The following is a 23,107-nucleotide window of genomic DNA, read 5'->3' on the forward strand; positions in this document are numbered from 1 at the left end:
ATCGCCTGAAAGACGAGGTAGATGGCCGATCGTGACGATAGTACGCAGCCGGACCAGGCGGAGTTGCCTGGAAAAACGCCGGTGAACTGGCGCGGCCGGTTCGGGTTGCTGCTTGGGCCACTGATCTTCGCGCTGTTCCTGATAGCGCCGGCACCGGCAGGCTTCGATCCCGCCGCCTGGTGGGTGCTGGGGCTGACTCTGTTCATGGCGATCTGGTGGATTAGCGAGGCTTTGCCGTTGCCGGTGACGGCGTTGCTGCCGATCGCGATCCTGCCGATCCTCGACATCACGTCGATGGAGTCGGCGACCGCCCCCTATGCCAACCCCATCATCTTTCTCTTTATGGGCGGGTTTGCGATCGCTCTGGCGGTTCAACGCTGGGACCTGCACCGGCGCATGGCGCTGGCGATTGTGGCGCGCTCCGGTAATCGTCTGCATATGCTGGTCGGGGCCTTCATGCTGGCGACCGCTGGGCTGTCGATGTGGGTCAGCAATACCGCGACCGCGGCGCTGATGCTGCCGATTGCCCTGTCCGTCCTGGGCCTGATTGAGCGGGGTGCCCCGCCGCAAGAGCAGGATGTGGCCTCGCGGCGCCCTGCGCTGGCCTTGCTATTGGGGATCGCGTTCGCGGCGAACATCGGCGGTATGGCCACCATCATTGGGTCGCCACCGAACGCCCTGACCGCGGCCTATCTTGGGGACCGGCACGGGATTGAGATCGGTTTTCTGGAATGGATGACCCTGGGATTGCCGCTGGCCGCGATTCTATTGGCGATGGCCTGGTGGCTACTGACGCAATGGGTGTTTCCTGTGCACCGGGTGGAGCTGAGCGGTCTACGTAGCTTGCTGGACGAGCAGCGAGCCTCTGTCGGTCGATGGTCGGCGGCGGAGAAACGGGTGGCGGGGGTGTTCGTGCTGGTCGCGCTGGCGTGGCTGACCCGGCCATCGCTGGAGGGGCTGCTGCCGATCTCGTTGACTGATGCTGGAATCGCGATTCTGGGTGCGGGGTTGTTGTTCCTGATCCCCTCGGGCTCGCGCGAGCAGCGCCGCCTGCTGACTTGGGACAACACCCGCGAACTACCCTGGGGTGTACTCCTTCTGGTCGGCGGCGGGTTGAGCCTGGGGGCGGCGATCGAGTCCAGCGGGCTGGCGGCGCTGGCGGCCGATGCGCTGGTGGTCGCACAGGTCTGGCCACTCATCTTGATCATGGCCGGCGTGGCTTTGCTGACGATGACGCTCAGTCATGTGACCAGTAACACCGCGACGGCGGCTACGTTGCTGCCCCTGGTGACCGCGTTCGCCTTGAGCATGGATGTGCCCGTGTTGTTGCTCGCACTACCCGTCGCGTTTGCTGCTTCGGTGGCTTTCATGCTGCCGGTGGCGACCCCGCCGAATGCCATCGTGTTCGCCAGCAATCGGTTGCGAGTGCTGGATATGGTGCGCGGTGGCGCGCTGTTGTCGGTGGTCGCGTTGGTTCTGATCAGCCTGGCGGTCTATGTCTTTGCCGAGGCGTTTTTGCTATAGGGAGACGCTGCTTTACGCGCGGGTTTGCGCTCGAGTCGCTTTGGCTTACATTTTATGCGCGGTTACTGCCGTGCAGCCATTCTGCACAAGGGAATCGCAACGCGGTTCGCGCACCCGTTTCTGGTCAACAACGGCCGGCCGAGCCCGCTCTTTCAATCAGTGTCTCCCCAGCCGCTTACGCCCGGTCATGGGTCGGTGTCTCCCCGGTGTTCTTGTGGGGAAAAAGGCTCTACGGGGTTCAAGTTTTAGCATTCGCCGCCGCTAGTGGGGTGACGGACCTGACTTTCCCGCGGTGCCGACTGGCATCCGATTGATCGAAGGAACTGGATAGATGTTCAACAACATTCGAATTGGCGTGCGGCTCATGGTGGGCATCATTGGCGTGGTGGTCCTCGCCGTGGCGCTGACCCTGGTGGTGGTGGTGAATGCCCTGGGGACGATGGCAGATCGGGCGGAGCAGCGTGAGCTGAACGACCTAACCGGGCAGTTGCTTGACCGTCTGGATCAGGAAGCCGTGCGGGCAACGGCCATGGCCGAGGCCGTCGCACGTATCCCGGATGTCGAGGAGGCCATGGCCAATGGCGACCGTGAACGCCTGGCCGCGATGACCGTGCCCAGCTTCGAGTCGCTCAGCAGCGATTTCGGGGTGAGTCAATACCAGTTCCATACGCCGCCGGCGACCTCTTTCTTGCGTGTACATCGCCCGGATCGCTACGGTGACGATCTGTCTGGCTTCCGCCAGACCGTTGTGGATACCAACGATCGGCAGGCCCCCATCTCGGGTCTGGAAGAGGGTGTGGCAGGCCTGGGTATCCGCGGTGTCGTGCCGATCGCCCACAACGGCGAGCATGTCGGCTCCGTTGAGTTCGGCTTGTCCTTCGGCGAACCCTTCTTCGAGCAGTTCACTGAAGAGCTGGGCGCCCCGGCTGCACTCTACCTGCGCGACGACGGTCGGTTCTCCCGCTTTGCTGGCACCATTGAGGGTGATGCGACCTTTACTGATGCGGAGATGCGTGGGGTGCTGGAAGGCGAGGAACGGGTGCGTAACGTCACCTATCAGGGCGAGCCGATGGCCGTCATCGCGCGTCCGGTGCTGGACTTTTCCGGTGATGCAGTCGGTGTGCTCGAACTCATGGTTGATCGCAGTGCCTATGTCGCGATGGCCCGCAATGCGACTGGAACGGTTGTGATGGTAGGCGCGCTTGCCGTCGTGCTGGGTGCCCTGCTGGCCTGGTTCCTGACTCGCAGCATTGTGCATCCGTTGTGCCAGACGGTGGTGCGCCTGAATGACATCGCCAGTGGGGAAGGGGATCTGACCCGCAAGCTGGAGGTTTCCGGAAAGAATGAACTGGGCGACCTCTCGATTGCCTTCAACCATTTCGTAGAGAAGATCCGGGTGCTGATCCAGCAGGTGGCTGCCGGGTCCGATCAGGTGGCAGCCGCCGCCACCGAGCTGTCCGCGACGAGCGAGGAGACCAACGAGCAGGTGCGCCGTCAGAAGGCGGAGACCGACCAGGTTGCCACCGCAATGAACGAAATGACGGCGACCGTCCAGGAAGTGGCGCGCAACGCGTCGGATGCCGCCGCTGCCGCGCGCAGCACGGACCAGGACGCCACTGCTGGCCAGCAGGTTGTGCAGAAGACCGTCAGCACGATCAATGGACTGTCCACGCAGGTGGAGAGCGCGGCGGATGTGGTGAGTCGCCTGTCGCAGGATGCCGAGCAGATCAATAAGGTCCTCGAGGTGATCGGTGATATCGCGGATCAGACGAATCTGCTGGCTCTGAACGCGGCCATCGAGGCGGCGCGTGCGGGCGAACAAGGCCGTGGCTTTGCCGTGGTCGCGGACGAGGTGCGCACGCTCGCGAGTCGTACGCAGGACTCGACCCACGAGATCCAGCAGATGATCGAGCGGGTTCAGAACGGTACCCGCGAGGCGGTCCAGGCGATGGAGGACGGGCGCGTTAAGGCGCATGCGAGCGTCGAACAGGTGAACCTTGCCGGCGAGTCGCTGATTGCGATTACCCAGTCCGTCACTCGTATCAGCGACATGAACACGCAGATCGCCAGCGCCGCGGAGGAACAGTCCACGGTGGCCGAGGAGATCAACCGTAACGTCGCCAATATCACCGAGGTACTGGACCAGACCGCCGCCGGATCGGAACAGATCCGCAATGCTTCCGAGGAGCTGTCCAAGCTGGCTTCGCAGCAGCAGCAGCGCGTGGGTCAGTTCAAGGTCTGATCACGCCCCAATGCCCGTAGCCGAGCCCGCCATCCTCGTTTCGAGGGGGCGGGCTTTTTCATGCGTGTGGGGGCGAAGGGGTTGATTCGCCACGGAGTGCGCGAAGGCACGAAGAAGGGCTGGGTCAAGGGCGAAGACCGGTCTACAGGAAGTGGGGAAGATCGGAAGAGAGATTGATGAGGTAGTGGAACTGGCAGGACTCGCCGGGGAGGGTTGGTGTGAAGGCCGGTGCTAGAGGACACGCGGGCGGGGGCTTCGCGGGCAAGCCCGCTCCCACAGGGGCGATCGGTGCGCCTGGTGGACCATCGTTTCGAACGGGTCCCGGGCGGTTCTGGCCGATCTATCCTTCGCGACTTCCAGTCTTCCTGTGAGTCGCCTTTGACCTTGGCCCAGCCGTTTTTCGTGCCTTCGTGCACTTCGTGGTGAATAGTGGGCTTTACGGAGCGGGGAAGAGGCGTTGGCCGTTTTCCCAGGCGATCATGCGAGCGACGTTGTCGGGGAGCTGCATCAGCCAGTCTCGGGTGCCGTCTTTTAGCACGGTGAAGTGTTCCCAGCGTGCGAGGCTGAAGGTGTCATTGCCGATCAGGAAGCGATCGGGATAGTCGAGAAATAGTTCGAACCAGTCGGCGTCGATAATCCCACCGGGATTGATGCGCGGATTGCGCATGGAGACGTCGATGACCATGTTGGGGTGACGGATCAGGTAGTCGCGTACCAGTGATGGGTAGGCATAGGACCCGGCATGGGCCCAGAGGATGCGTACCTCGGGCTGGAGAGCGTAGGCATGGTCGATTACGGCCGGGTCGCCATGGATGACGATCCAAAGATTGCGTTCCACCGCCAGTTCGAGCAGGTCTTCGAAACTCGGCGCAAAGCGGTCATCCGCCTGGATGTGGAGTTCGCCGATGCCACGCCAGGCCACGGCGTCGCGGTCCAGAATGGCCTCGACCTGTTCGCGCAGGTCCTCAACGTACATCCAGTCCATCTTGCGCCCGAGGCGTTGAGCGATCTCGAGAAACGGGATAATGCGCGCCTGGCTTGAGGATTCGAGCGACTCGATCAGCGAGGCCCGGGGGGCCATCATGATCGCGGCCTCGATGTGGTTTTCATCCAGCGTGCGAGCAACGGCATCAGGGGGGAAGCGCTCGGCCTGGGTGTCGCGATAGTGAAGGTGCGCGTCGAACAGCGGTTCGATCGCGTGGCTTGGGCTGCAAATTAGCAGTAGCGGACCTAGCAGAAGGGCCGCAGCGGCAACGGCTAGAACGTGGGGAAAGCGGCGCTGGGCGGTCGTCGATTCCATTCTGCGAGTTCCTCTAAATACGGGAACTCCAATTTTATACCGTAGAGTGCGACAGGGCGGGCCCCACGGTCGAGGGCGTCGCAGCTGCGCGGGGCTTCAGGCGCGGCTATCCCCAGACACGGTGGTGTCATTCGAAGAGCGATTGGAGTGGCCATCTCCGTGGTTGGGGTCGAAGCGTTCACGCAGGTACTGGCCGATCGCGTCCGACTCGTACAGCCAGCGGACGCTCCCGTCGGCTTCCTGGATGCGCAGGCAGGGTACCTGCAGCTTGCCGCCCTCACTTTGTAGTTCCTCGCGCCACGCGCCGGCGGCCTGCGCGTTGCGTAACTCGATATCCAGCGAGAGACGCTGCATGGTTCGCCGTGCGCGGATGCAGAACGGGCATGCGGGGAAGTGATAAAGCGCGAGTTGGCGCGTCTGCTCATCGACCTTGGCCTGGTCCGCCGGGTCACGCTCGATTCCACGCGGGCGCGACAGGCGCTCGCCGATCAGCATGAACGGGGTGAGCAGCAGGCGTACGCCACGGAAGAACCATCGGATCAGAAATCGCATGGCCGAAGAATGCCACAGCAACCCGCGCCCAATACAACACCCCGATCCCCTGTAGCGTTAGTCATGCTGGGTCAAGGGCGTTTTTCACCACGAAGGGCACGAAGGCACGAAGAAGGGCCAGGTCAAGGGCGAAAAAGCATCTACAAGAAGAAGGTAAGAGGGGCAGGGGACGTGATGTGGAATTGGAACTGGCCAGGCCCGCCGGAGAGGGTAGGTGGGAAGGCTGGTGCTCGAGTGGGCGTGGGATTCGCGGGCAAGTCCGCTCCTACAGGGGCGCGAGCCGGACCCTGGTTTCGGCGGGTTTCCGGGCGGTCCTGCCCGATCTATCCTTCCGATCTTCCAGCCTTCCTGTGAATCGCTTTTTACCTGGCCCTTCTTCGTGCCTTCGTGCCTTCGTGCGCTTCGTGGTGAAAAAGCCCCTTAGATGAAGGATCAGGGGGTGCCGAAGTCGAATTGCCAGGGGTCTTCTTCGGGGGCGTCGAGAAGGGAGGGGCGCAGGCGGATGATCTCGAAGCCGAGTTCGCGATAGTCATCAATGCGATCGGGTGCGAGGTCGGCGACTTCGACGAAGTCGGCGAAGGCATCGGCCTCCAGACCGCGCCAGTCAGCGAAGGTGCCGCAGACCGCGACGTTTACGCCCTCGTCGCGGACCAGGGCCTCCACCTCGGAATGCAGGCCTGGGTGCTGGGCCGCTTCGCTGCGAGTCAGGCTGAACTGCTCCGCGCCGTGCGCCACAACGGCGACCGGATAGTCGGGATCGTGATCGCGCAGCCGGGCGATGTTGGCCCGGATCTCGGGCAGTAGCGCGGAGAGCGCCGCGCGGTCATTCTCGATAATCTCGAAGACCACGCCCTCGGGGAGTTCGTCTCGCTTCAGGAGTTCGAGAATGGCGTCCGAGGGTTCGCCCTCGGGTGTAGCGTCGGGGGCGCTGAGCGGGTCGGCCGCCAGTGCGGGCAGGACGAACAGACACAGGGTCACAAGCCCGCCGAGGCGGGTGGAAAATATACTGGCGAGTCGATGTGGGCTCATGCCCCCTATTCAATCGGGCGCGTGTTCAGGACGCAAACGACCGCGTCCTTTCTGCGATGGACTCCAATCAGTGGCGGTCGCCGGTGGCTTGCTCGGCCATCTGGTCGTAGCTGGTGTGGCGCACGTCCTTGCCCTTAACGAAGTAGACGACGTACTCGCAGATATTGCGTGCGCGGTCGCCGATACGTTCCAGGGATCGGGTGGCCCAGATGATGTCCATCAGGCGCGGTACCGAGTCCGGCGAAGCGGTCATCTGCTTCATCAGTTTCTGGGTGATGGTCTCGTACAGGCTGTCGATCTGGATGTCGAGCTGAGCGACGCGCACGGCTTGATCCACGTCCATGCGGGCGAAGGCGTCGAGGGCGCCACGGGTCATCTCGCGGGCGTGTTCCCCCATGCTGGCGATATCCGCCATCGGGGCGCTGTTGCGGTCCTCGTCCAGCAGGTGCAGACCCATACGGCCCACGCGCTCGGCTTCGTCGCCCATGCGCTCCAGGTCGGTAATGGTCTTGATCACCGCGATCACCAGGCGCAGGTCGGAGGCAGTGGGCTGGCGCCGCGCGAGGATGTGAGTGCACTCCTCGTCGATCTCGACTTCCTTGGCGTTGACCTGGTAGTCCGAGGTCATCACCTTTTCAGCGAGTTCGACATCCCCCTCGACCATGGCGTGGACGGCATCGGCGAGTTGCTGCTCGACCAGGCCACCCATGGCCATCACCTGCTTGATGATGTCCTCGAGCTCCGCATTGAACTGCTGCGAGATATGCTGTTTGAAGAAGGTCTTGTCCATGGTGCGTGTCCTCAGCCGAAGCGACCGGTGATGTAGTCCTCGGTCTGCTTCTTGGCAGGCGAGGTGAACAGGGTGTCGGTGTCGGCGTATTCGATCAGTTCGCCCATGTACATGAAGGCGGTGTAATCGGACACGCGCGCAGCCTGCTGCATGTTGTGGGTGACGATGACCAGCGTATAGTCCTTCTTCAGCTCGATCATCAGCTCCTCGATCTTTAGCGTGGCCAGGGGGTCCAGCGCGGAGCAGGGCTCGTCCAGCAGTAGGACCTCGGGGTCGATCGCGATGGCGCGGGCGATCACCAGGCGCTGCTGCTGGCCGCCGGACAGGCCGAAGGCGTTCTCGTGCAGGCGATCCTTCACCTCGTCCCACAGCGCGGCACGCTTGAGCGACTTTTCCACCACCTCGTCCAGGCGTCGGCGATTCTTCACGCCCTGCAGGCGCAGACCGTAGGCGACGTTCTCGTAGATGGACTTCGGGAATGGGTTGGGCTTCTGGAACACCATGCCGACGCGGCGGCGCAGCTCCGGTACGTCCACCGCCTTTTCGTAGATGTCGTCGCCGTCGAGCCGGATCGTCCCTTCGATGCGGGCAGCATCGATCAGGTCGTTCATGCGGTTGAAGCAGCGCAGGAAGGTCGACTTGCCGCAGCCCGAGGGGCCGATGAACGCGGTGATGCGGTTTTTCGGGATGCGGATGTCGAGGCCCTTCAGGGCCTGGTCCTCGCCGTAGAACAGTTTCAGGCCTTCGGCGGTCAGGCAGATGTCCTCGCGATCCAGGCTCAGACCACGGTGGGCCTGCGTATTCTGGGCCACGTTGACGCTGTGGGTCTGGGAATCACTCATCTCGGGTACTCCATGGGGAACAGGGTTCGACACATCGCGTGATCGCGACGGTACGGAAAAGCATGGTCATCGCGAGCGCCGCATGCGCGTGGCGATCGGCGTGGTCGACCTCGACGCGACTCGGGGCAGGCGTCGGAGTTGCGTTGGGAGATGGCCACGGGTCCTGCGGACCCTCGCAATGACGGGGAAACAGCACCGTCATCGCGAGCGCCGCAGGCGCGTGGCGATCTCCGTGGTCGACCCCGACGTGAGCCAGGACGGGCGTCGCGCTTGCGTCACGAGGTTGCCGCGGCCCCCGCGGGGCCTCGCAATGACGGGGTGTGTGAGGCACGTTGTGCATCGCGTGCCTCAGTCGCTGTCGGCGCGGTACTTCTCGCGCAGGTAGTTGCGAATCGAGATCGCGGTCAGGTTGAGCACGATGATCAGCATCACCAGCACCAGGGCGGTGGCGTAGACCAGCGGGCGTCCGGCCTCGACGTTCGGGCTCTGGAAGCCGACGTCGAAGATATGGAAGCCCAGGTGCATGAACGCGCGGTCCAGGTGCAGATAGGGGAAGTTGCCGTCCAGCGGCAGGGTCGGGGCCAGCTTGACCACACCCACCAGCATCAGCGGGGCCACTTCGCCGGCGGCGCGGGCGACCGCGAGGATCAGGCCGGTCATCATCGCCGGGGCCGACAGCGGCACGATCAGGCGCCACAGCGTCTCGGCCTTGGTTGCGCCCAGCGCCAGCGAGCCGTGACGGATGCTGGCGCCGATGCGGGTCAGTCCTTCCTCGGTGGAGACGATCACCACCGGCAGGGTCAGTAGTGCGAGCGTCAGCGAAGCCCAGATGATCGCGGGCGAGCCGAAGGTCGGCGAGGGCAGTGCATCGCGGAAGAAGATCTGGTCGATGTTGCCGCCGATCAGGTAGACGAAGAAGCCTAGCCCGAACACGCCGAACACGATCGACGGCACCCCGGCGAGGTTGTTCACCGAGATACGGATGGTGCGCACCAGTGGGCCCTGCTTCGCATATTCGCGCAGGTAGATCGCGGCGAGCACGCCGAACGGGGTGACGACGATGGACATCAGGATGACCATCAGCACGGTGCCGAAGATCGCCGGCAGGATGCCGCCCTCGGTGTTGGCCTCGCGCGGGAAGCCGGTCATAAAGTCCCAGAAGGCGACGACATAGTGGCGCAGCTTGGCCGGCACGCTCATGTCGTTCGGCCACCAGGCATTCACGATGCGTGACAGCGGGATGGTCGCGTGCTGCCCGTCGGCGGTCTCCAGCACGATCGCAAAGCGGGCCAGTTCGTCGCGCAGGGCGTTGCGTTCGGCCTCCAGTTCGGCGTAGCGGGCGTCCAGCTCCTCGCGTTCGGCCTCCAGTTCTTCCTGCCGCTGGCCGCGTTCCTCCAGCGACAGCTCTTCGGCCCGCTCCACGCCGCGCTGGGCGATGCGCAGGCGTTCGAGATCGAAGTTGACCCGGCCGATCTCGATGCGCTCGATACGCTGGATCTGTTGGACCAGTTCGCGGGTCTGCGGCATGCGTTCCTCGAACGCGGTCCGCGCCTCGGCCCCCTCGGCGACGGTCTCGCCGTCCTCCTGGTATTCGCGGATATAGCCGAAGAAATCGCCCCACTGCAGGCGCTCCAGCACGACGACGTCGCGCGGGCGTTCCCACTCGGACATGAAGTCGTCCAGGTACCACTGGAAGTCGCGGCTGTCGAGGTCACGATTGCCACGCTTGATCAGGTGGCGGACCACGATGTCCTGGCCTTCCGGCACGGTGAAGCCGGCGTCGCGCATGGCCTGGGCGGTCATGGTCTCGGAGCGCTGCAGCTCGCCCATGACGCGTCGGGGCTCGGAGTCCTGCTCGGTCTGGTATTCGAATTCGATGACCTCGGAGGGCCAGAAGAAGGACAGACCGTTCACGGCGATCATCAGGATCAGGCCGAAGACCATCACCAGTGAGGCAGCGACCGCTCCAGCATTCAGCCAGATCCACGGGGTGCCGGATTTGAACCAACGATTCATCGGGTATGCCTCAAAGGGAGCTGTATTTCTGGCGCAGGCGCTGGCGCACGATCTCGGCGACCGTGTTTACCGCAAAGGTCAGCGCGAACAGGACCAGGGCGGCCAGGAACAGGATGCGGAAATGGGTGCTGCCGACGGCGGCCTCCGGCATCTCCACCGCGATGTTCGCGGAGAGCGTGCGCATGCCCTCGAAAATGTTGAAGTTGACCACCGGCGAGTTGCCGGTGGCCATCAGTACAATCATGGTCTCGCCCACCGCGCGGCCGAAGCCGATCATCACCGCCGAGAAAATCCCGGGGCTGGCGGTCAGCAGCACTACGCGCACCACCGTCTGCCACGGGGTGGCGCCCAGGGCCAGCGAGCCCTGGGTCAGGTGTTTGGGCACGTTGAAGACCGCGTCCTCGGAGATCGAGTAGATGGTCGGGATGACCGCGAAGCCCATCGCGATGCCGATCACGAGCGCATTGCGCTGGTCATAGGTGATGCCCTGGTCGGTCAGCCACTGGCGGGCATCTCCACTGAACATCCAGACCTCGATCAGCGGGCTCATGGACACGGAGAACCAGCCGATGGCCAGAATCACGGGGATCAGGATCGCGGCTTCCCAGCCAGCGGGTACGAGGTTGCGCAGGCTCTCCGGCAGCGCCCGTGTCCACAGGAACGCGGCGACCAGCATGCCCAGCGGCATCAGGATCAGGATGCTGGCGATCGCCGGCAGGTTGGCCTCGATGAAGGGGGCCAGCCACAGCCCGGCGAGGAAGCCGAGGATGACAGTCGGCAGCGCCTCCATCAGCTCGATCGAGGGCTTGGTGATGCTGCGCATGCGCCGCGACATGAAATAGGCGCTGTAGATCGCGCCCATGATCGCCAGCGGGGTGGCGAACAGCATCGCGTAGAACGCGGCCTTGATAGTGCCGATGGTCAGGGGTACCAGCGAGAATTTCGGCTCGAACTCGTCCGTGGCCGAGGACGACTGCCAGACGTAGTCACCCCCGGAACGGCCTTCGTACCAGACCTTTTGCCAAAGCACATGGAAGGAGACCTCCGGGTGCGGGTTGGAGAGGTCCTGCAGGTGCCAGGTCTCGTGGTCGTCGATCCCGATCAGCAGGCGGTTGCGCGGGTCGACATACACCCGATGCAGCGGCTGGTCGGTGATCTGACGTTCGATCAGGGTCCTTTGCGAAGTGGAATAGTGGATCTTGACCTCGCCGCGGTCGTCGGCGGTCAGGAAGCCCTTGCGGATGTACTCCGGCTGGGTGTTGCGGATCGGGCCGGCGTGCGACGGGAAATCGCGCACCCGGGTGATGCGGTTCACGTTGTCGTCGTCGCGCACCAGCATGTACTGCGCGACCGTGCCGTCAGATCCACCGACGATGATGGAGACCGTGCCCAGTAGGTATTCCAGCGAGGTCACCTTGGCATCGTCGCCGCGGATGACGCGCTTGCTGTCGACCAGGCTGGCGCGCGAGGGGTTGTTGATGTCGAAGAAGTGCAGCTGCCCCTGGTCGTCGCCGACCAGCATGTGGCGGCCGGTGATATCCAGCAGGATGCGGGTCGGCGTGGCGCCCTCCGGGAGCGAGGGCAGGTCGTAGGCGGAGCGTCGGACCTCGGTCTCGCCGGTCATCATCGAAGTGCGTTCCTCGAAGCGCACCAGCTTGAGGTCGCCATCTTCCGTTGCGGCGGCTATACGGATGCCACTGGAACCGCGTTGCACCCCGACGACCGAGATGGCGCGGCCCTCATCATCGACGTCCAGCAGGGCCGAGTCCTCATCGCCCAGCGGATACACCAGACCTGGGTCGTACAGGCGACCCTCGGGGCTGAAACGTTCGTTGTATTCGTACTCGATGGCCAGCACCTGGCCGTTGTCCAGGCCGGCGGCCACCAGGCGCGTGCGCGGCTCGGCTGCGCTGAAGCTCGTAACCTGCACATCCTCCGGTATCGGAAGTGCCTCCTCGTTCACGATCTCGCCGCTGTAGGGGCGGAAGAAGAGAGCACGGCGGTCCTCGGTCAGGCGCACGGCCATCTCGCGGTGGCGGTTCACGGCGAGATGGATGGTCTGGGTGTCGGCGCCGCCTGGGGCCGCGTATTCGGTGCGCGGTTCCAGTGTGGCCCCCTGGAACATGGGCAGCGTCTCGCTGGCCAGGTACACGAACATCAGGGTGAGCGCGCCGATCACGGCCACACCGAAAAAGCCGATGGTGTAGCGGGCGGTGTGATCCTTGGCGCGGCGCCAGCGCTGGAAGCGACCGAGGGTCGTGGTTGCGGTAAGGCTGGACATTCAGGGTCCCCTGATGCGGCAGGTGTAGGGTGGAACTGGCGGGAATGCTACGGGTGCTTCGTGACAAAAACGTGACAGCAATATGACGGACGATTGAACGCTGGATGGCAGGTTGTGGCGCCTGGGCGCATGCAACGGCCACAAAAAAACCGGGCCCCGCGAGGGGCCCGGTTCAGACCATCCGAAGATGGCCGGCAACTGACCTGGTTTATTCCAGGCCGAGGTTCTTGCGCTCGCGTTCGGCCACGGAGGCGGGCAGCGGGATGAACCCGTCACGCACCACGACTTCCTGGCCTTCCTTCGACAGCACCATCTTCAGGAACTCGGCCGCGCGCGGGGTCAGGCCGTCTTCCGGGTGCTTGTTGACCATCACGTAGAGGAAGCGGGCCAGCGGGTAGTCGCCGGTGGAGGCGTTTTCGGCGTTCGGCTCAAAGTACTCGCCCTCGTTCTCGCCTAGCGGGATGGCACGAACGCCGGACGTCATGTAGCCGATGCCGGAATAGCCGATACCGTTCAGGGACTCGGAGACACCCTGGACCACCGAGGCGGAGCCGGGCTGTTCGTTGACCGAATCCTTGAAGTCACCGTCGCACAGGGCATGCTGGCGGAAGAATCCATAGGTACCGGAGACCGCATTACGGCTGTAGATGGTGATGTCGCGGTTGTCCCAGGAACCATCCAGGCCGACCTGGCCCCAGCGGGTGATGTCCTCGGCGCCACCGCAGCGACGGGTGGAGGAGAAGATCGCATCGGTCTGCTCGAGGGTCAGGCCTTCGATCGGGTTATCGCGGTTCACGTACACGGCGATGGTGTCGATCGCGACCGGAACGGCGGTCATCTCGTAGCCGTGGCGCTGTTCGAACTCGGCGTGTTCGCTGTCACGCGGCATGCGCGACATCGGGCCGAAGTCGGCGGTGCCTTCGGTCAGGGCCGGCGGCGCGGTGGAGGTGCCGGCGCCCTGGATCTGGACGTTGACGTTCGGGTAGAAGTTCTGGAACTCCTCGGCCCACAGCGTCATCAGGTTGTTCAGGGTGTCGGAGCCGATGCTCGACAGGTTGCCGGAGATACCGGAGACCGACTCGTAGGCCGGGATGTCGGCATCGACTTCGGCCATCGCCGGGGTGATGGCGAGGGCGGCGGCCGCGGCGGCGGCGAGAATGGTGCGCTTGAACAGCATAGGTGTACTCCCTGGTGCTTGCTTGAAAGGTTGCTCGGACCCGGTCGGTCCTTGATGGAGGATTATCGGGAGGCTTGCTTGCAGTTCGGTGACGCGCACGTGACAGGCATGTGACATGTGGTGGGCCACTACGCCTGCGCAGCGATCGGGGATAGGGGTTCGGCCAGGCTCGGGCGATCCCCGATGGATTACTTCGCTGCGCTCGCAATGACATGGCGCTGTAGCGGTCATTGCGAGGAGCGCAGCGACGCGGCAATCGGTCCTAAGGGACCGCGGGTCGGGAGCCTTGCGGATGACCGTCAGGCGCCCGCCGGGTCTGCCTGACTGGACCGGTCTGGGGCTTCTCCGTGGCGGGTACGGCTCAGGGGGAACAGACAAGTGAAGCGGCTGCCTTGGCCGACCTGGCTCTCGATTGCGAGGTGGCCATCGTGGCGTGCGAGCACATGCTTGACGATCGCCAGCCCGAGCCCGGTGCCGCCGCGGGACTGTGTGCGCCCCGCATCCACGCGGTAGAAGCGCTCGGTGAGGCGGCCCAGGTGATGACTGGCAATCCCAGGGCCGGCATCCTCAACGATCAGCCGGGCCCCGTCTGGATCACGGCGCCAACGCAGGGTAATTGTGGTCCCGCCGGGGGTGTATTTCACGGCATTGAACAGCAGGTTCGCGCAGGCGGAGCGCAGTTCGTCCGGGTTGCCCCGGAACTCCAGTTCCGGGTCCGCCTGCAGTTCAATCTGGTGTGCCTCGCTGCCCGAAAGGAGGCGAGCCTCTTCGATCAGTTTATTGAGCATCGGATATGGGTTGAACCAGTCCTGCGGGCCGGTGGTTTCGCCCGTCTCCAGGCGTGATAGCAGTAGCAGGTCATCCACCAGCAGTTTCATGCGTTCGGACTGTTCACGCAGCATCTGGACCGAGCGCGTCAGTTGCGGCTGTTCCCCCAACTCGTCTTCAAGGCTTTCGGTGACGCCGTAGAGCACGGTGAGTGGGGTGCGTAGCTCATGCGAGACATTGGCAATGAAGTCGCGCCGCATCACCTCAAGCCGGTGAAGGTGGGTGGTGTCCCGGGCCAGCAACAGGTACTGCGCATCGCCATAGGGGAGCATGCGCATCTCCAGCTGACGCTCGCTGTCCAGTGGGCAGGGGACGGTGACGCGGGCCAGGGATTCGCGGGCGCGTTCCATGAAGGCGAGGAATTCCGGGTGGCGCAGCAGGTGGGTGATGCGCTGCCCCTCGTCCCGGGGCCAGTGCAGCCCCAGTAGTTGGCAGGCCATGTCGTTGACCCATTCGATGCGCAGGTCATCGTTGAGGATGACGACGGCGTCCGGCATCGCGCGAGCGGATTCGCGGTAGCGCTCCAGCAGTTGGCGCAGGCGGTGGACCCGGTTCTCGTGGCGTTTGCGGCGGCGGTAGAGGTGATCGAAGATCACCCCCCAAAGGCCGCGCACGTCTGGTGGTTCGGCGCGCCCGCCGCGCCGCAGCCAAGTCTCCAGCCACATCAGGTTGGCGATGTTCCAGGCCAGTGCGGCGCCGAGCAGGAAGGCCACGGTAGGCCAGAACTGGCCCGTGGCCCAGCCAAGCAACAGGATCGGCAGCGCGATCAGCAGGCTGGTAATGAGGATGTCGGGCCAGGTATTGCGTGGCTGCACGGGAACCGCCGGAGCTCAAGTAGATACCGATGAGTGTACAAACATCGGGAGCCGATTACGGCGTTTGCGAGAAACGGTACCCCGAGCCGCGGACGGTTTGCACAAGGTGGTCGTGGCCGGTGTCGGTCAACGCTTTGCGCAAGCGACGGATATGCACGTCCACCGTGCGTTCTTCTACGTAAACATTCGTACCCCAGACCTTGTCGAGGAGTTGTTCCCGGCTGAATACCCGGTCCTGATGGGTCATGAAGAAATGCAGCAGGTTGTATTCGGTGGGACCCATGCTGAGTGGTTCACCGTTGCCGGTGATGCGGTGCGAAATCGGGTCCAGGCGCAGCCCTTCGACCTCGATGGGTTCCTCGCTGGTGGTGGGCGAGGTGCGCCGCAGAACGGCCTTCATGCGGGCGACCAGTTCGCGTGGGGAGAACGGTTTGGTCACATAGTCGTCGGCGCCCACGTCCAAACCACGCACACGGTCTTCTTCTTCGCCGCGAGCGGTCAGCATGATCAGAGGAATGTCCTTGGTGACCGCGCTGGTCTTCAGGGTGCGTGCCCAGTCAATGCCGCTGATATCGGGCAGCATCCAGTCCAGCAAAATCAAATCGGGTGGGTCTTCCAGAAGCAAAGACTTGGCACTGCGGACATCGCCCGCTTCACGCACGTCGTAGCCAGCCTTCTGGAACGGCAGCTGTAGCATCTCGCGGATAGCCGCGTCATCCTCAACCAGCAGAATTCGAGTGGCCATGGCCTCGCCTCGTGATTGCCTGGTCGGCATTAGATAACAGCCATGTTACAGCCATGTGAACGCACGGACGTTGGATAGCCGTGGAATGGATAGAAGACCGATTCTAGGGAGACGCGGATTTAACTGCCGAGGACGAAGCGCTCGTCCCCGTGGAGGAAGATCATGCCGTCGTGGTGGGGCGAACGCGCCAATTGTTGACGTATGGCTTGTTCGTGACCTGGTTTGAGATGGGTAATGGCAATGCGCGGGCGGTGTTCCAGCAGGGCCAGATCCTCTTCCAGGTGTTGCGGGGTGTAGTGCTTGGCCAGGTCCGCCATGCCTTCCATCTCGTCGGGCAGCCCCGTCTCGATCATCAACAGGTCGAGATTGGGCATGGCGTTGAGGGCAGGCCAGAGCTTGCTGGAGGAGGTGGTGTCGCCGCTAAAGGCGAAGGCCGCGCCGTCGCTGTTGGTCACGCTATAGCCAACCGCCGGGACTGTGTGGCGCGCGGGTAGCACCCGTAGCTCGCGTTGGTCGACGTGAAGGATCTGATCCGGCTGTAACGACTCCAGGCGGATCAACGGTTGATCGGGTCGGGGTAGCCGGGTGAAATCCGGCCAGATGACCCAATTGAACACGTGATCGCAGAGGGCCTTCAGGGTTGCTGGGAGCCCATGCACGTGAATGGGCTCGGCGTTCGGGCTGTAGACCATGTCCGCCAGCATCGGCAGAAAGGCGATATGGTCCAGGTGCGAGTGGGTCAGAAAGACGTGGCGAATCCGCCGCAGTTCTTCCAGCGTTAGATCACCCACGCCACTGCCAGCGTCGATGAGGATATCGTCATCGATCAGGATCGAGGTGGTACGCCGACCTGGACCGATTCCCCCACTGGCGCCGAGGATGCGAACGGAGAGGCTCATGGGTGATCGTCGTCCAGTCCCATTTCGGGTGCACCTGCGGCCCCCGACATAAACCGGAGGCCAGGGCCGCTCGCCCCGGAACGCTGAAAGTGGGTGACGGACATATCGGTATGCTAGACCGGGTCCAGGCTCCAGTTCCGTGATGGGTCACGCGAAAAGGGCATTCGGTTGAGCGGTAGGACGAGTGAATCCTGTACCGATGGACTTTGCGCGGCCGGGGCTTCCCGCTAACAGGTGGAGTTGCTAGAATGCGCAGCTTCTGAAGGGGCGGTAGCTCAGCTGGGAGAGCGTCGCGTTCGCAATGCGAAGGTCGGGAGTTCGATCCTCCTCCGCTCCACCAGGATTCAAGAAAAAAGGCCTGCTTTTGCAGGCCTTTTTTTGGTTTCAGGTGTCGGCTCTTAACAACCTACCAGCTCTTGTAGGGCAGGAACTTGCCGTTCCAGGTGATCTTCACGCGGTCACCCTTCGGATCTTCGACTTTGTCGATGTCCATGGTGAAGTCAATCGCGCTCATGATGCCGTCGCCAAACTTCTCGTGGATCAGCGCCTTCATGGTGTCGCCGTAGACGTTGATCGCCTCGTAGAAGCGGTAGAGCACCGGATCAGTGGGAATGGTCTTGTCCCAATCCTTGTGCGGAAAGACCTGGAGTGCCTGTGAGACCTCCGGCCCGAGGCCGAGGAAGCTGACGAGCTTGTCGGCCTGGTCCGTTTCCAGGTGGTTCATGCCGTAGCAGGCGGAGGTCACGTAGACCTCGTGCAGGCCGGTGGCCTTGGCAATCTCGGCCCAGGTGGTGTCGCGGTTCTCCTTGGCCTCCAGGATGGTGGTGGTCATGGCGCTCTTGCTGAGACTCATCATGTGCTCCTTGAATGCGATGGATAAAGGGGGCTAGACCGCGCGGACCATGCGCGGGCCCGGTTCGGGGTTGGCCTCGGGGTTGGCCGGATTGACGCTGCGCGGGCTGTGGCGCGGATTGTCACCACGCGCGGCCGCTTCCTGAGCCTTGGCAGACATCACCTTGGCGCCCTCGACGAGGAAGTCGACCAGATGGTTTCGGATTGGGTAGTAGGCCTCTTCCTGGTGCAGCGTGGCCCGTGTGCGTGGGCGCGGGATGTCGATCTTGACCGACTCGGCGACCTGGGCATGCGGGCCGTTGGTCATCAGCAGCACGCGGTCGGCTAGCAGGATCGCTTCATCCACGTCGTGGGTGATCATGAAGACGGTCTGATGGGTCTCCGACCAGATCTTCAGCAGCTCTTCCTGGATCACGCCTCGGGTCAGGGCGTCCAGGGCCCCGAACGGCTCGTCCATGAGCAGCAACTTGGGTTCGATGGCGAATGCCCGGGCAATCCCGACGCGTTGGCGCATGCCGCCGGAGAGTTGCGACGGCTTGCGGTCCATCGCATCGTCCAGGCCGACCATCTTCAGGTATTTCTCGGCGTGTTCCAGCCGTTTGGCCTTGCTCCAGTTCGGCCAGCGAGCACGTACCGCGAACATCACGTTGTCGCGTGCCGACAGCCAGGGCAGCAGGCTGTGGTTCTGGAAGATCACACCCTGATCGAGACTCGGGCCCTTGATCTCCTTGTTATCCATGATCACGTTGCCGTCGGTGGGCGTGGCCAGGCCGGCGAGCACGTTCAGGATGGTGGATTTACCGCAGCCTGAATGGCCGATCAGGCAGACGAACTCGCCTTTTTCAATCCCGAGGTCGACGCCCTCAAAGACCGTCATCAGGTCCGGCGAGTCAGGTTGCGGGAAGCGCTGGCTCAGGTTCTCGATTTCGAGGAATCCCTTGCTCATGTTTTTACTCCTGGTTGGGCTGCGCCGACTCAGTCGGCGTAGCGCACAAGTTTGGTGGCCTGCGCGAGGGAGGCATCCAGCAGGAAGCCGATTACGCCGATCATCAGGATCGCGAAGATCACGCTGGCAAGATCGAGGTTGTTCCACTCGTTCCAGATGTAGTAGCCGATGCCGGTACCACCCACGAGCATCTCGGCGGCGACGATGACCAGCCAGGCGATGCCGATGGAGATGCGCATGCCGGTCAGAATGGTCGGGGCCGCGGCGGGCAGGATCACCGTGAACGCGGTGCGGACCTTGGACAGCTGATGCGTCTTGGCTACATTCAGCCAGTCGTTACGGACCGAGGCCACGCCATAGGCGGTGTTCACCAGCATCGGCCAGATCGAACAGATGAAGATCACGAAGATCGCCGAGATGTTCGAGTCGCGGATGACGAACAGGGCCAGCGGCATCCAGGCCAGCGGCGAGATCGGCTTGAGCACCTGGATGAACGGATCGAAGGCCTTGTTCAGCAGGGGCGACATACCGATCACGAAGCCGAACGGGATGGCGATCAGAGCGGCCAGGGCGAAGCCCAGCAGGACCCGGTAGATCGAGTAGGCCAGCTGGATGCCGATGCCCTTGTCGTTCGGGCCCGCGTCGTAGAACGGGTTGCTCAGCTCGCTGAAGGCGTGAGCGAACACTTCGGTGGGTGCCGGGATGCCGCTGCTCGAACTTCTGCGGTCCGTACCGGCGCCCATCAGCTGTTCGTACTCGCTTAGTTCGCCTTGTTGCGGGATCAATGCCTCCGGGGCGGTGGCAAGCTGCCACACGCCCAGGAAGAGCACCAGAATGGCGATCGAAAGTAGCGTTGCGCGGAAGTTGAGATTACTCAACATGGCTTAGCTCCTGCGGATTTCGAAGCTGTCGAGATAGCCTTCCGGGTCGGTGTAGTCGAACACCTTGCCCATGATCTCGAAGTTCTTGTAGGTGTCGCTGGGGGCTTCGTATCCTAGCTCGGCCATGACCTCGGCACACTCACTGGCGAGGAATACGTCTTCGGCCAGCTGGTTGTAGTCGAAGTCGCGATCCACGTAGCCCCAGCGCTTCATCTGCGTGAGAATCCAGGTCGCCATCGAGTGCCAGGGGAAGGGATCGAAGTCGATCCGGTGCGGGTCGTTCTTGACCTCGCCCAGACCGTCCGCGTAGCGCCCGGTCAGGACCTGTTCCACCACCGACTGCGGCTGGTTGAGGTATGCACGCGGGGAGATGGCCTCGGCGATCTCGGCCCGGTTGTTGATGTCCGAGCTGTACTGCGTGGCCTCAATCAGGGAACGGAACAGGGCCCCGAAGGTGTTCGGATGCTCTTCCGCCCAGGCCGCCGAGCAGGCAAAGGCGCAGCACGGGTGGCCGTCCCAGATCTCTTTGGTGAGCATGTGGATGAAGCCGATCCCGTCCCAGACCGCGCGCTGGTTGAACGGGTCGGGGGCCAGGTAGCCGTCGACGTTCTCGGCGCGCAGGTTGGCCACCATCTCGGGCGGCGGGACGACGCGGATGCTGATATCGCGATCCGGGTCCAGCCCGTGCTCGGCGACCAGGTAGCGCAGCAGGAAGTTGTGCATGGAGTACTCGAAGGGCACGGCGAAGGTGAAGCCCTTCCAGTCCTTCGGGTCCCGCTTGTCCTTGTGCTTGTTGTGCAGGGTGATGGCCTGGCCGTTGATGTTTTCCACCGCCGGCATGATGTAGTGCTCGCGCGAAGAGCCCGATCCCAGGGTCATCGACAGCGGCATCGGCGAGAGCATGTGCGAGGCGTCGTATTCGCCGGACAGCGACATGTCGCGGGCCACCGCCCAGCCTGCGGTCTTGATCACGTCGACATCCAGACCCTGGCGTTCGTAGAAGCCCATCGGGTGCGCCATGATGATCGGGGTCGCGCAGGTGATCGGCACGAAACCGACGCGCAGCTTGGTCTTCTCGAGCGGCCCGCCGTCCTTGATGGCGGCCTTCACCTTGTCCAGCGGCAGGACAGAGCCGAGAGCCGCGGCGACGGTGCCGCCTCCGATCATCTGCAGGAAGCGGCGGCGATTGATCTCATTATGTCCGAACATCCCGCGGACGATGGCGCTTTCGACCGCGCGGTCGACCATGGCCTCGTCGCTCAGGTCTTCTCCGGTGGTGTGGGCCTCGGCCGCCACGGGATCGTGGGTCGCGCGGCGTTCCAGCTTTTCTTCCAGGTCCGGGGAGGCCGTATCGAAGCAGCTGCAGCTACCGGGGCTGGTGTGGCCGTGGCGGCAACTGGAGCCGTGGCGCAGATCGGCATTGGCGTCAAACGGGTCGTGAAGGCTCTTGGTCGGCATGGGTTTGCTCTCCTCGTGTGTCGAATCGTTGCGGGCTTCTTTGCCGCGCATGTCGAGGGTCTTTGCAGGTGCCATGCCAACACCCGGGAAACGTACAGACGCGCGGACGAGGATCAAAAATGAGCAGACGCTTTGACGTCAATCCAAACAAAGTGGACGAAACGTCCACGTTCCGAGTAGGAGGTGCGCTAAGTCGTTTCTATGCCGAGTTTTTTCAGGCGGTAACGCAACTGGCGCGGCGTCAGGCCCAGGGCCATGGCGGCGCGGGTCTTGTTCCCGCCGGTTTGCACGATCGCCTGCTTCAGGCGTTCCGCTTCGGAGGCATTGACTCGTTGATAGGGGCGCACTATGTCGGTGCGCATTGCGCTGGAAGAGGGCATGGTTTGGCCCGTTGTGCCCGCCGATGGTGCCTCCGCGGGGGGCGATCGGGTTTCGGACTCGAAGGGGCTGATGCGCGACTCCTCATGCAGGATTTCGTCAATCAACGGGGTGCCGATGCGTCCGTCGGTGGATAGCAGCACGGCCCGTTCCAGTACGTTCTCCAGCTGGCGAATATTGCCCGGCCAGTCGAAGCCTTCCAGGCGCTCCAGTACGCCATCGTCGACGACCACGTTCCAGCCATGCAGATGGGTGTAACGGTCAAGGAAGTGGCGGGTCAGCAGGCGGATATCACTGGAACGGTCGCGCAGGGCGGGCATGTGTAGCGGGATCACGTTGAGCCGATAAAACAGGTCCAGACGGAAGTGCCCGGCGTTCACCGCGGCTTGCAGATTCTGGTGGGTAGCGGCGATGATGCGGACATCCACCGGTAGATCCCGATTGCCCCCGATGGGTTGTACGACGCGTTCCTGTAGCACGCGCAGGATCTTCGACTGCAGTGCCTCGGGCATGTCCCCGATCTCGTCCAGGAACAGCGTGCCACCGTCGGCCAGGGCGATCTTGCCGACTTTGGCGCTGGAGGCGCCGGTGAACGCGCCCTTTTCGTGCCCGAACAATTCGGATTCGAGCAGGTCGGCGGGGATCGCGGCGCAGTTAATGGAGATGAAGGGCTTGGCATTGCGCTGGCTGATCCGGTGGATCATGCGCGCAATCTTCTCCTTGCCCGTGCCCGAGGCCCCAGTGACCAGCACAGTCGCCTGGGTATCCGCGATGCGGTGGACCTGCTTGAGCACATGGCGCAGTGCGGGGCTTTCGCCGAGGATGCCGTACTGGCCGCCCTGGGTATCCAACGCGCTTTTCAGATAACGATTCTCGGAGACCAGTTCGGCGGTGCGTTCGGCAATCAATTGATGGATGCGCAGGACCTGGCCGATCATGCTGGCGACCACCCGTAAAAGATTCAGGTCGTCCTGGAACTGGCGCGTGCGCCGGCGCAGGCGATGCACGCCGAGCACGCCGATTGCGTGTTCGTCCTGGACGATGGGTACCGCGATATAGGCGACCGTCTCCTGCGGCAGGGTAGAGCGGTCGATGGCGCGGGCGAGGTATTCCGGTTCGTTGTCGATGTCCTGGATCAGCGCAATCTGACCCGTCTTCATGACGCGGCCGGTCACACCTTCGCCGAGGCTGTAGCTGCCACGGGCGCGTTCGGCATCGGTCAGGCCGTAGGCGTGTCGAATGCGCAGTTGGCCGCTATCGGGGTCCGGGAGCAGGACTCGGCCCCGGTTCAGGCCCAGCAGCTGCGACATCATCCCGAGGATGCGATATATGGCGGCGTCCGGGTCGCCGGAGCGTCCCATCAGCTTGGCGACTTCCAGCAGGAGGGTGATCTCCTGTTCACGGGTGGCCAGATCGGGGCTGGCGTGCTCTGTGGAGGTCTCCAGTGTCATACAAGGGGGCATGCAGAAAACTTGCCAGCGGCGAACACGGGTTGCGGCCCGTTGTTCCATCGCCAGCAGGCGCGATTGTGGTGCTTGTGCATTGCGATGGG

18 protein-coding genes and 1 tRNA gene are annotated in these 23,107 nt (G+C 63.5%); 3 read left to right on the plus strand and 16 right to left on the minus strand.

Annotation, left to right across the window (positions count from 1 at the left end; genetic code table 11):
* The first annotated feature begins 21 nt into the window (after positions 1 to 21).
* On the plus strand, positions 22 to 1,524 hold the full coding sequence (locus tag D002_RS0105380; RefSeq protein ID WP_018140891.1) for a DASS family sodium-coupled anion symporter: 1,503 nt from the start codon (positions 22 to 24) through the stop codon (positions 1,522 to 1,524).
* A gap of 331 nt (positions 1,525 to 1,855) precedes the next feature.
* The gene (locus D002_RS0105385; protein WP_018140892.1) at positions 1,856 to 3,766 is read left to right on the plus strand and encodes a methyl-accepting chemotaxis protein; all 1,911 of its coding nucleotides are present in this window, start codon (positions 1,856 to 1,858) and stop codon (positions 3,764 to 3,766) included.
* 436 nt (positions 3,767 to 4,202) lie between these two features.
* Here the strand turns inward: D002_RS0105385 and D002_RS0105390 are convergent, their stop codons facing one another.
* The 11 genes from D002_RS0105390 to D002_RS0105440 form a co-directional block, all read right to left on the minus strand.
* Positions 4,203 to 5,066: a hypothetical protein gene (locus D002_RS0105390; protein ID WP_018140893.1), complete on the minus strand. Its 864-nt coding sequence runs from the start codon at positions 5,064 to 5,066 to the stop codon at positions 4,203 to 4,205.
* A 96-nt stretch (positions 5,067 to 5,162) separates the two neighbouring features.
* Positions 5,163 to 5,618, minus strand: a complete 456-nt coding sequence (locus D002_RS0105395) for a glutathione S-transferase N-terminal domain-containing protein (protein ID WP_018140894.1) — start codon at positions 5,616 to 5,618, stop codon at positions 5,163 to 5,165.
* A 432-nt stretch (positions 5,619 to 6,050) separates the two neighbouring features.
* Complete coding sequence (locus D002_RS0105400; RefSeq protein ID WP_018140895.1) at positions 6,051 to 6,647, minus strand: DsrE family protein; 597 nt, start codon at positions 6,645 to 6,647, stop codon at positions 6,051 to 6,053.
* Between the two features lie 67 nt (positions 6,648 to 6,714).
* A complete protein-coding gene (gene phoU, locus D002_RS0105405) occupies positions 6,715 to 7,437 on the minus strand; it encodes a phosphate signaling complex protein PhoU (protein ID WP_018140896.1) in 723 nt (240 codons plus the stop codon).
* 11 nt (positions 7,438 to 7,448) lie between these two features.
* Complete coding sequence (gene pstB / locus D002_RS0105410) at positions 7,449 to 8,279, minus strand: phosphate ABC transporter ATP-binding protein PstB (RefSeq protein ID WP_018140897.1); 831 nt, start codon at positions 8,277 to 8,279, stop codon at positions 7,449 to 7,451.
* A gap of 348 nt (positions 8,280 to 8,627) precedes the next feature.
* Complete coding sequence (gene pstA / locus D002_RS0105415) at positions 8,628 to 10,295, minus strand: phosphate ABC transporter permease PstA (protein WP_018140898.1); 1,668 nt, start codon at positions 10,293 to 10,295, stop codon at positions 8,628 to 8,630.
* 10 nt (positions 10,296 to 10,305) lie between these two features.
* Positions 10,306 to 12,576 (minus strand): ABC transporter permease subunit, encoded by a 2,271-nt coding sequence (locus D002_RS0105420; RefSeq protein WP_018140899.1) that lies wholly within the window; start codon positions 12,574 to 12,576, stop codon positions 10,306 to 10,308.
* 208 nt (positions 12,577 to 12,784) lie between these two features.
* Entirely contained in the window at positions 12,785 to 13,753 is a 969-nt protein-coding gene (locus tag D002_RS0105425) for a PstS family phosphate ABC transporter substrate-binding protein (protein ID WP_018140900.1), read from the minus strand.
* Positions 13,754 to 14,052: 299 nt separating this feature from the next.
* Positions 14,053 to 15,396, minus strand: a complete 1,344-nt coding sequence (gene phoR / locus D002_RS0105430; RefSeq protein WP_018140901.1) for a phosphate regulon sensor histidine kinase PhoR — start codon at positions 15,394 to 15,396, stop codon at positions 14,053 to 14,055.
* A 55-nt stretch (positions 15,397 to 15,451) separates the two neighbouring features.
* Positions 15,452 to 16,141, minus strand: coding sequence for a phosphate regulon transcriptional regulator PhoB (gene phoB, locus D002_RS0105435; protein WP_018140902.1), 690 nt, complete (start codon positions 16,139 to 16,141; stop codon positions 15,452 to 15,454).
* Between the two features lie 119 nt (positions 16,142 to 16,260).
* Positions 16,261 to 17,040, minus strand: coding sequence for a 3',5'-cyclic-nucleotide phosphodiesterase (locus tag D002_RS0105440; protein WP_018140903.1), 780 nt, complete (start codon positions 17,038 to 17,040; stop codon positions 16,261 to 16,263).
* Between the two features lie 264 nt (positions 17,041 to 17,304).
* Here D002_RS0105440 and D002_RS0105445 point away from each other — a divergent pair.
* A tRNA-Ala gene (locus D002_RS0105445) sits at positions 17,305 to 17,380 on the plus strand.
* Positions 17,381 to 17,446: 66 nt separating this feature from the next.
* Here the strand turns inward: D002_RS0105445 and cynS are convergent.
* From cynS to D002_RS0105470, 5 genes are all read right to left on the minus strand, one after another.
* Positions 17,447 to 17,893 carry a cyanase gene (gene cynS / locus D002_RS0105450; protein WP_018140904.1) on the minus strand — a complete coding sequence of 149 codons (447 nt, stop codon included), beginning with the start codon at positions 17,891 to 17,893 and terminating at the stop codon, positions 17,447 to 17,449.
* A gap of 33 nt (positions 17,894 to 17,926) precedes the next feature.
* Entirely contained in the window at positions 17,927 to 18,838 is a 912-nt protein-coding gene (locus tag D002_RS0105455) for an ABC transporter ATP-binding protein (protein WP_018140905.1), read from the minus strand.
* Positions 18,839 to 18,867: 29 nt separating this feature from the next.
* Positions 18,868 to 19,719 (minus strand): nitrate ABC transporter permease, encoded by an 852-nt coding sequence (gene ntrB, locus D002_RS0105460; protein WP_018140906.1) that lies wholly within the window; start codon positions 19,717 to 19,719, stop codon positions 18,868 to 18,870.
* Positions 19,720 to 19,722: 3 nt separating this feature from the next.
* Positions 19,723 to 21,177, minus strand: a complete 1,455-nt coding sequence (locus D002_RS0105465; protein ID WP_026181547.1) for an ABC transporter substrate-binding protein — start codon at positions 21,175 to 21,177, stop codon at positions 19,723 to 19,725.
* Between the two features lie 188 nt (positions 21,178 to 21,365).
* Entirely contained in the window at positions 21,366 to 23,006 is a 1,641-nt protein-coding gene (locus D002_RS0105470) for a sigma-54-dependent Fis family transcriptional regulator (protein ID WP_018140908.1), read from the minus strand.
* Between the last annotated feature and the right edge of the window lie 101 nt (positions 23,007 to 23,107).

The sequence above is a fragment of the Thioalkalivibrio sp. ALJ7 genome (assembly GCF_000376865.1).
Lineage (GTDB): Bacteria > Pseudomonadota > Gammaproteobacteria > Ectothiorhodospirales > Ectothiorhodospiraceae > Thioalkalivibrio.

What these genes read in the sequence shown, in the direction of transcription:
- pstA (WP_018140898.1), bottom strand. Translation starts at nt 10,295, where the DNA reads ATGAATCGTTGGTTCAAATCCGGCACCCCGTGGATCTGGCTGAATGCT.
- D002_RS0105390 (WP_018140893.1), bottom strand. Translation starts at nt 5,066, where the DNA reads ATGGAATCGACGACCGCCCAGCGCCGCTTTCCCCACGTTCTAGCCGTT.
- D002_RS0105425 (WP_018140900.1), bottom strand. Translation starts at nt 13,753, where the DNA reads ATGCTGTTCAAGCGCACCATTCTCGCCGCCGCCGCGGCCGCCGCCCTC.
- D002_RS0105465 (WP_026181547.1), bottom strand. Translation starts at nt 21,177, where the DNA reads ATGCCGACCAAGAGCCTTCACGACCCGTTTGACGCCAATGCCGATCTG.
- D002_RS0105420 (WP_018140899.1), bottom strand. Translation starts at nt 12,576, where the DNA reads ATGTCCAGCCTTACCGCAACCACGACCCTCGGTCGCTTCCAGCGCTGG.
- D002_RS0105385 (WP_018140892.1), top strand. Translation starts at nt 1,856, where the DNA reads ATGTTCAACAACATTCGAATTGGCGTGCGGCTCATGGTGGGCATCATT.
- cynS (WP_018140904.1), bottom strand. Translation starts at nt 17,893, where the DNA reads ATGAGTCTCAGCAAGAGCGCCATGACCACCACCATCCTGGAGGCCAAG.
- phoB (WP_018140902.1), bottom strand. Translation starts at nt 16,141, where the DNA reads ATGGCCACTCGAATTCTGCTGGTTGAGGATGACGCGGCTATCCGCGAG.
- D002_RS0105400 (WP_018140895.1), bottom strand. Translation starts at nt 6,647, where the DNA reads ATGAGCCCACATCGACTCGCCAGTATATTTTCCACCCGCCTCGGCGGG.
- D002_RS0105470 (WP_018140908.1), bottom strand. Translation starts at nt 23,006, where the DNA reads ATGACACTGGAGACCTCCACAGAGCACGCCAGCCCCGATCTGGCCACC.
- D002_RS0105440 (WP_018140903.1), bottom strand. Translation starts at nt 17,040, where the DNA reads ATGAGCCTCTCCGTTCGCATCCTCGGCGCCAGTGGGGGAATCGGTCCA.
- D002_RS0105395 (WP_018140894.1), bottom strand. Translation starts at nt 5,618, where the DNA reads ATGCGATTTCTGATCCGATGGTTCTTCCGTGGCGTACGCCTGCTGCTC.
- pstB (WP_018140897.1), bottom strand. Translation starts at nt 8,279, where the DNA reads ATGAGTGATTCCCAGACCCACAGCGTCAACGTGGCCCAGAATACGCAG.
- D002_RS0105455 (WP_018140905.1), bottom strand. Translation starts at nt 18,838, where the DNA reads ATGAGCAAGGGATTCCTCGAAATCGAGAACCTGAGCCAGCGCTTCCCG.
- phoU (WP_018140896.1), bottom strand. Translation starts at nt 7,437, where the DNA reads ATGGACAAGACCTTCTTCAAACAGCATATCTCGCAGCAGTTCAATGCG.
- ntrB (WP_018140906.1), bottom strand. Translation starts at nt 19,719, where the DNA reads ATGTTGAGTAATCTCAACTTCCGCGCAACGCTACTTTCGATCGCCATT.
- D002_RS0105380 (WP_018140891.1), top strand. Translation starts at nt 22, where the DNA reads ATGGCCGATCGTGACGATAGTACGCAGCCGGACCAGGCGGAGTTGCCT.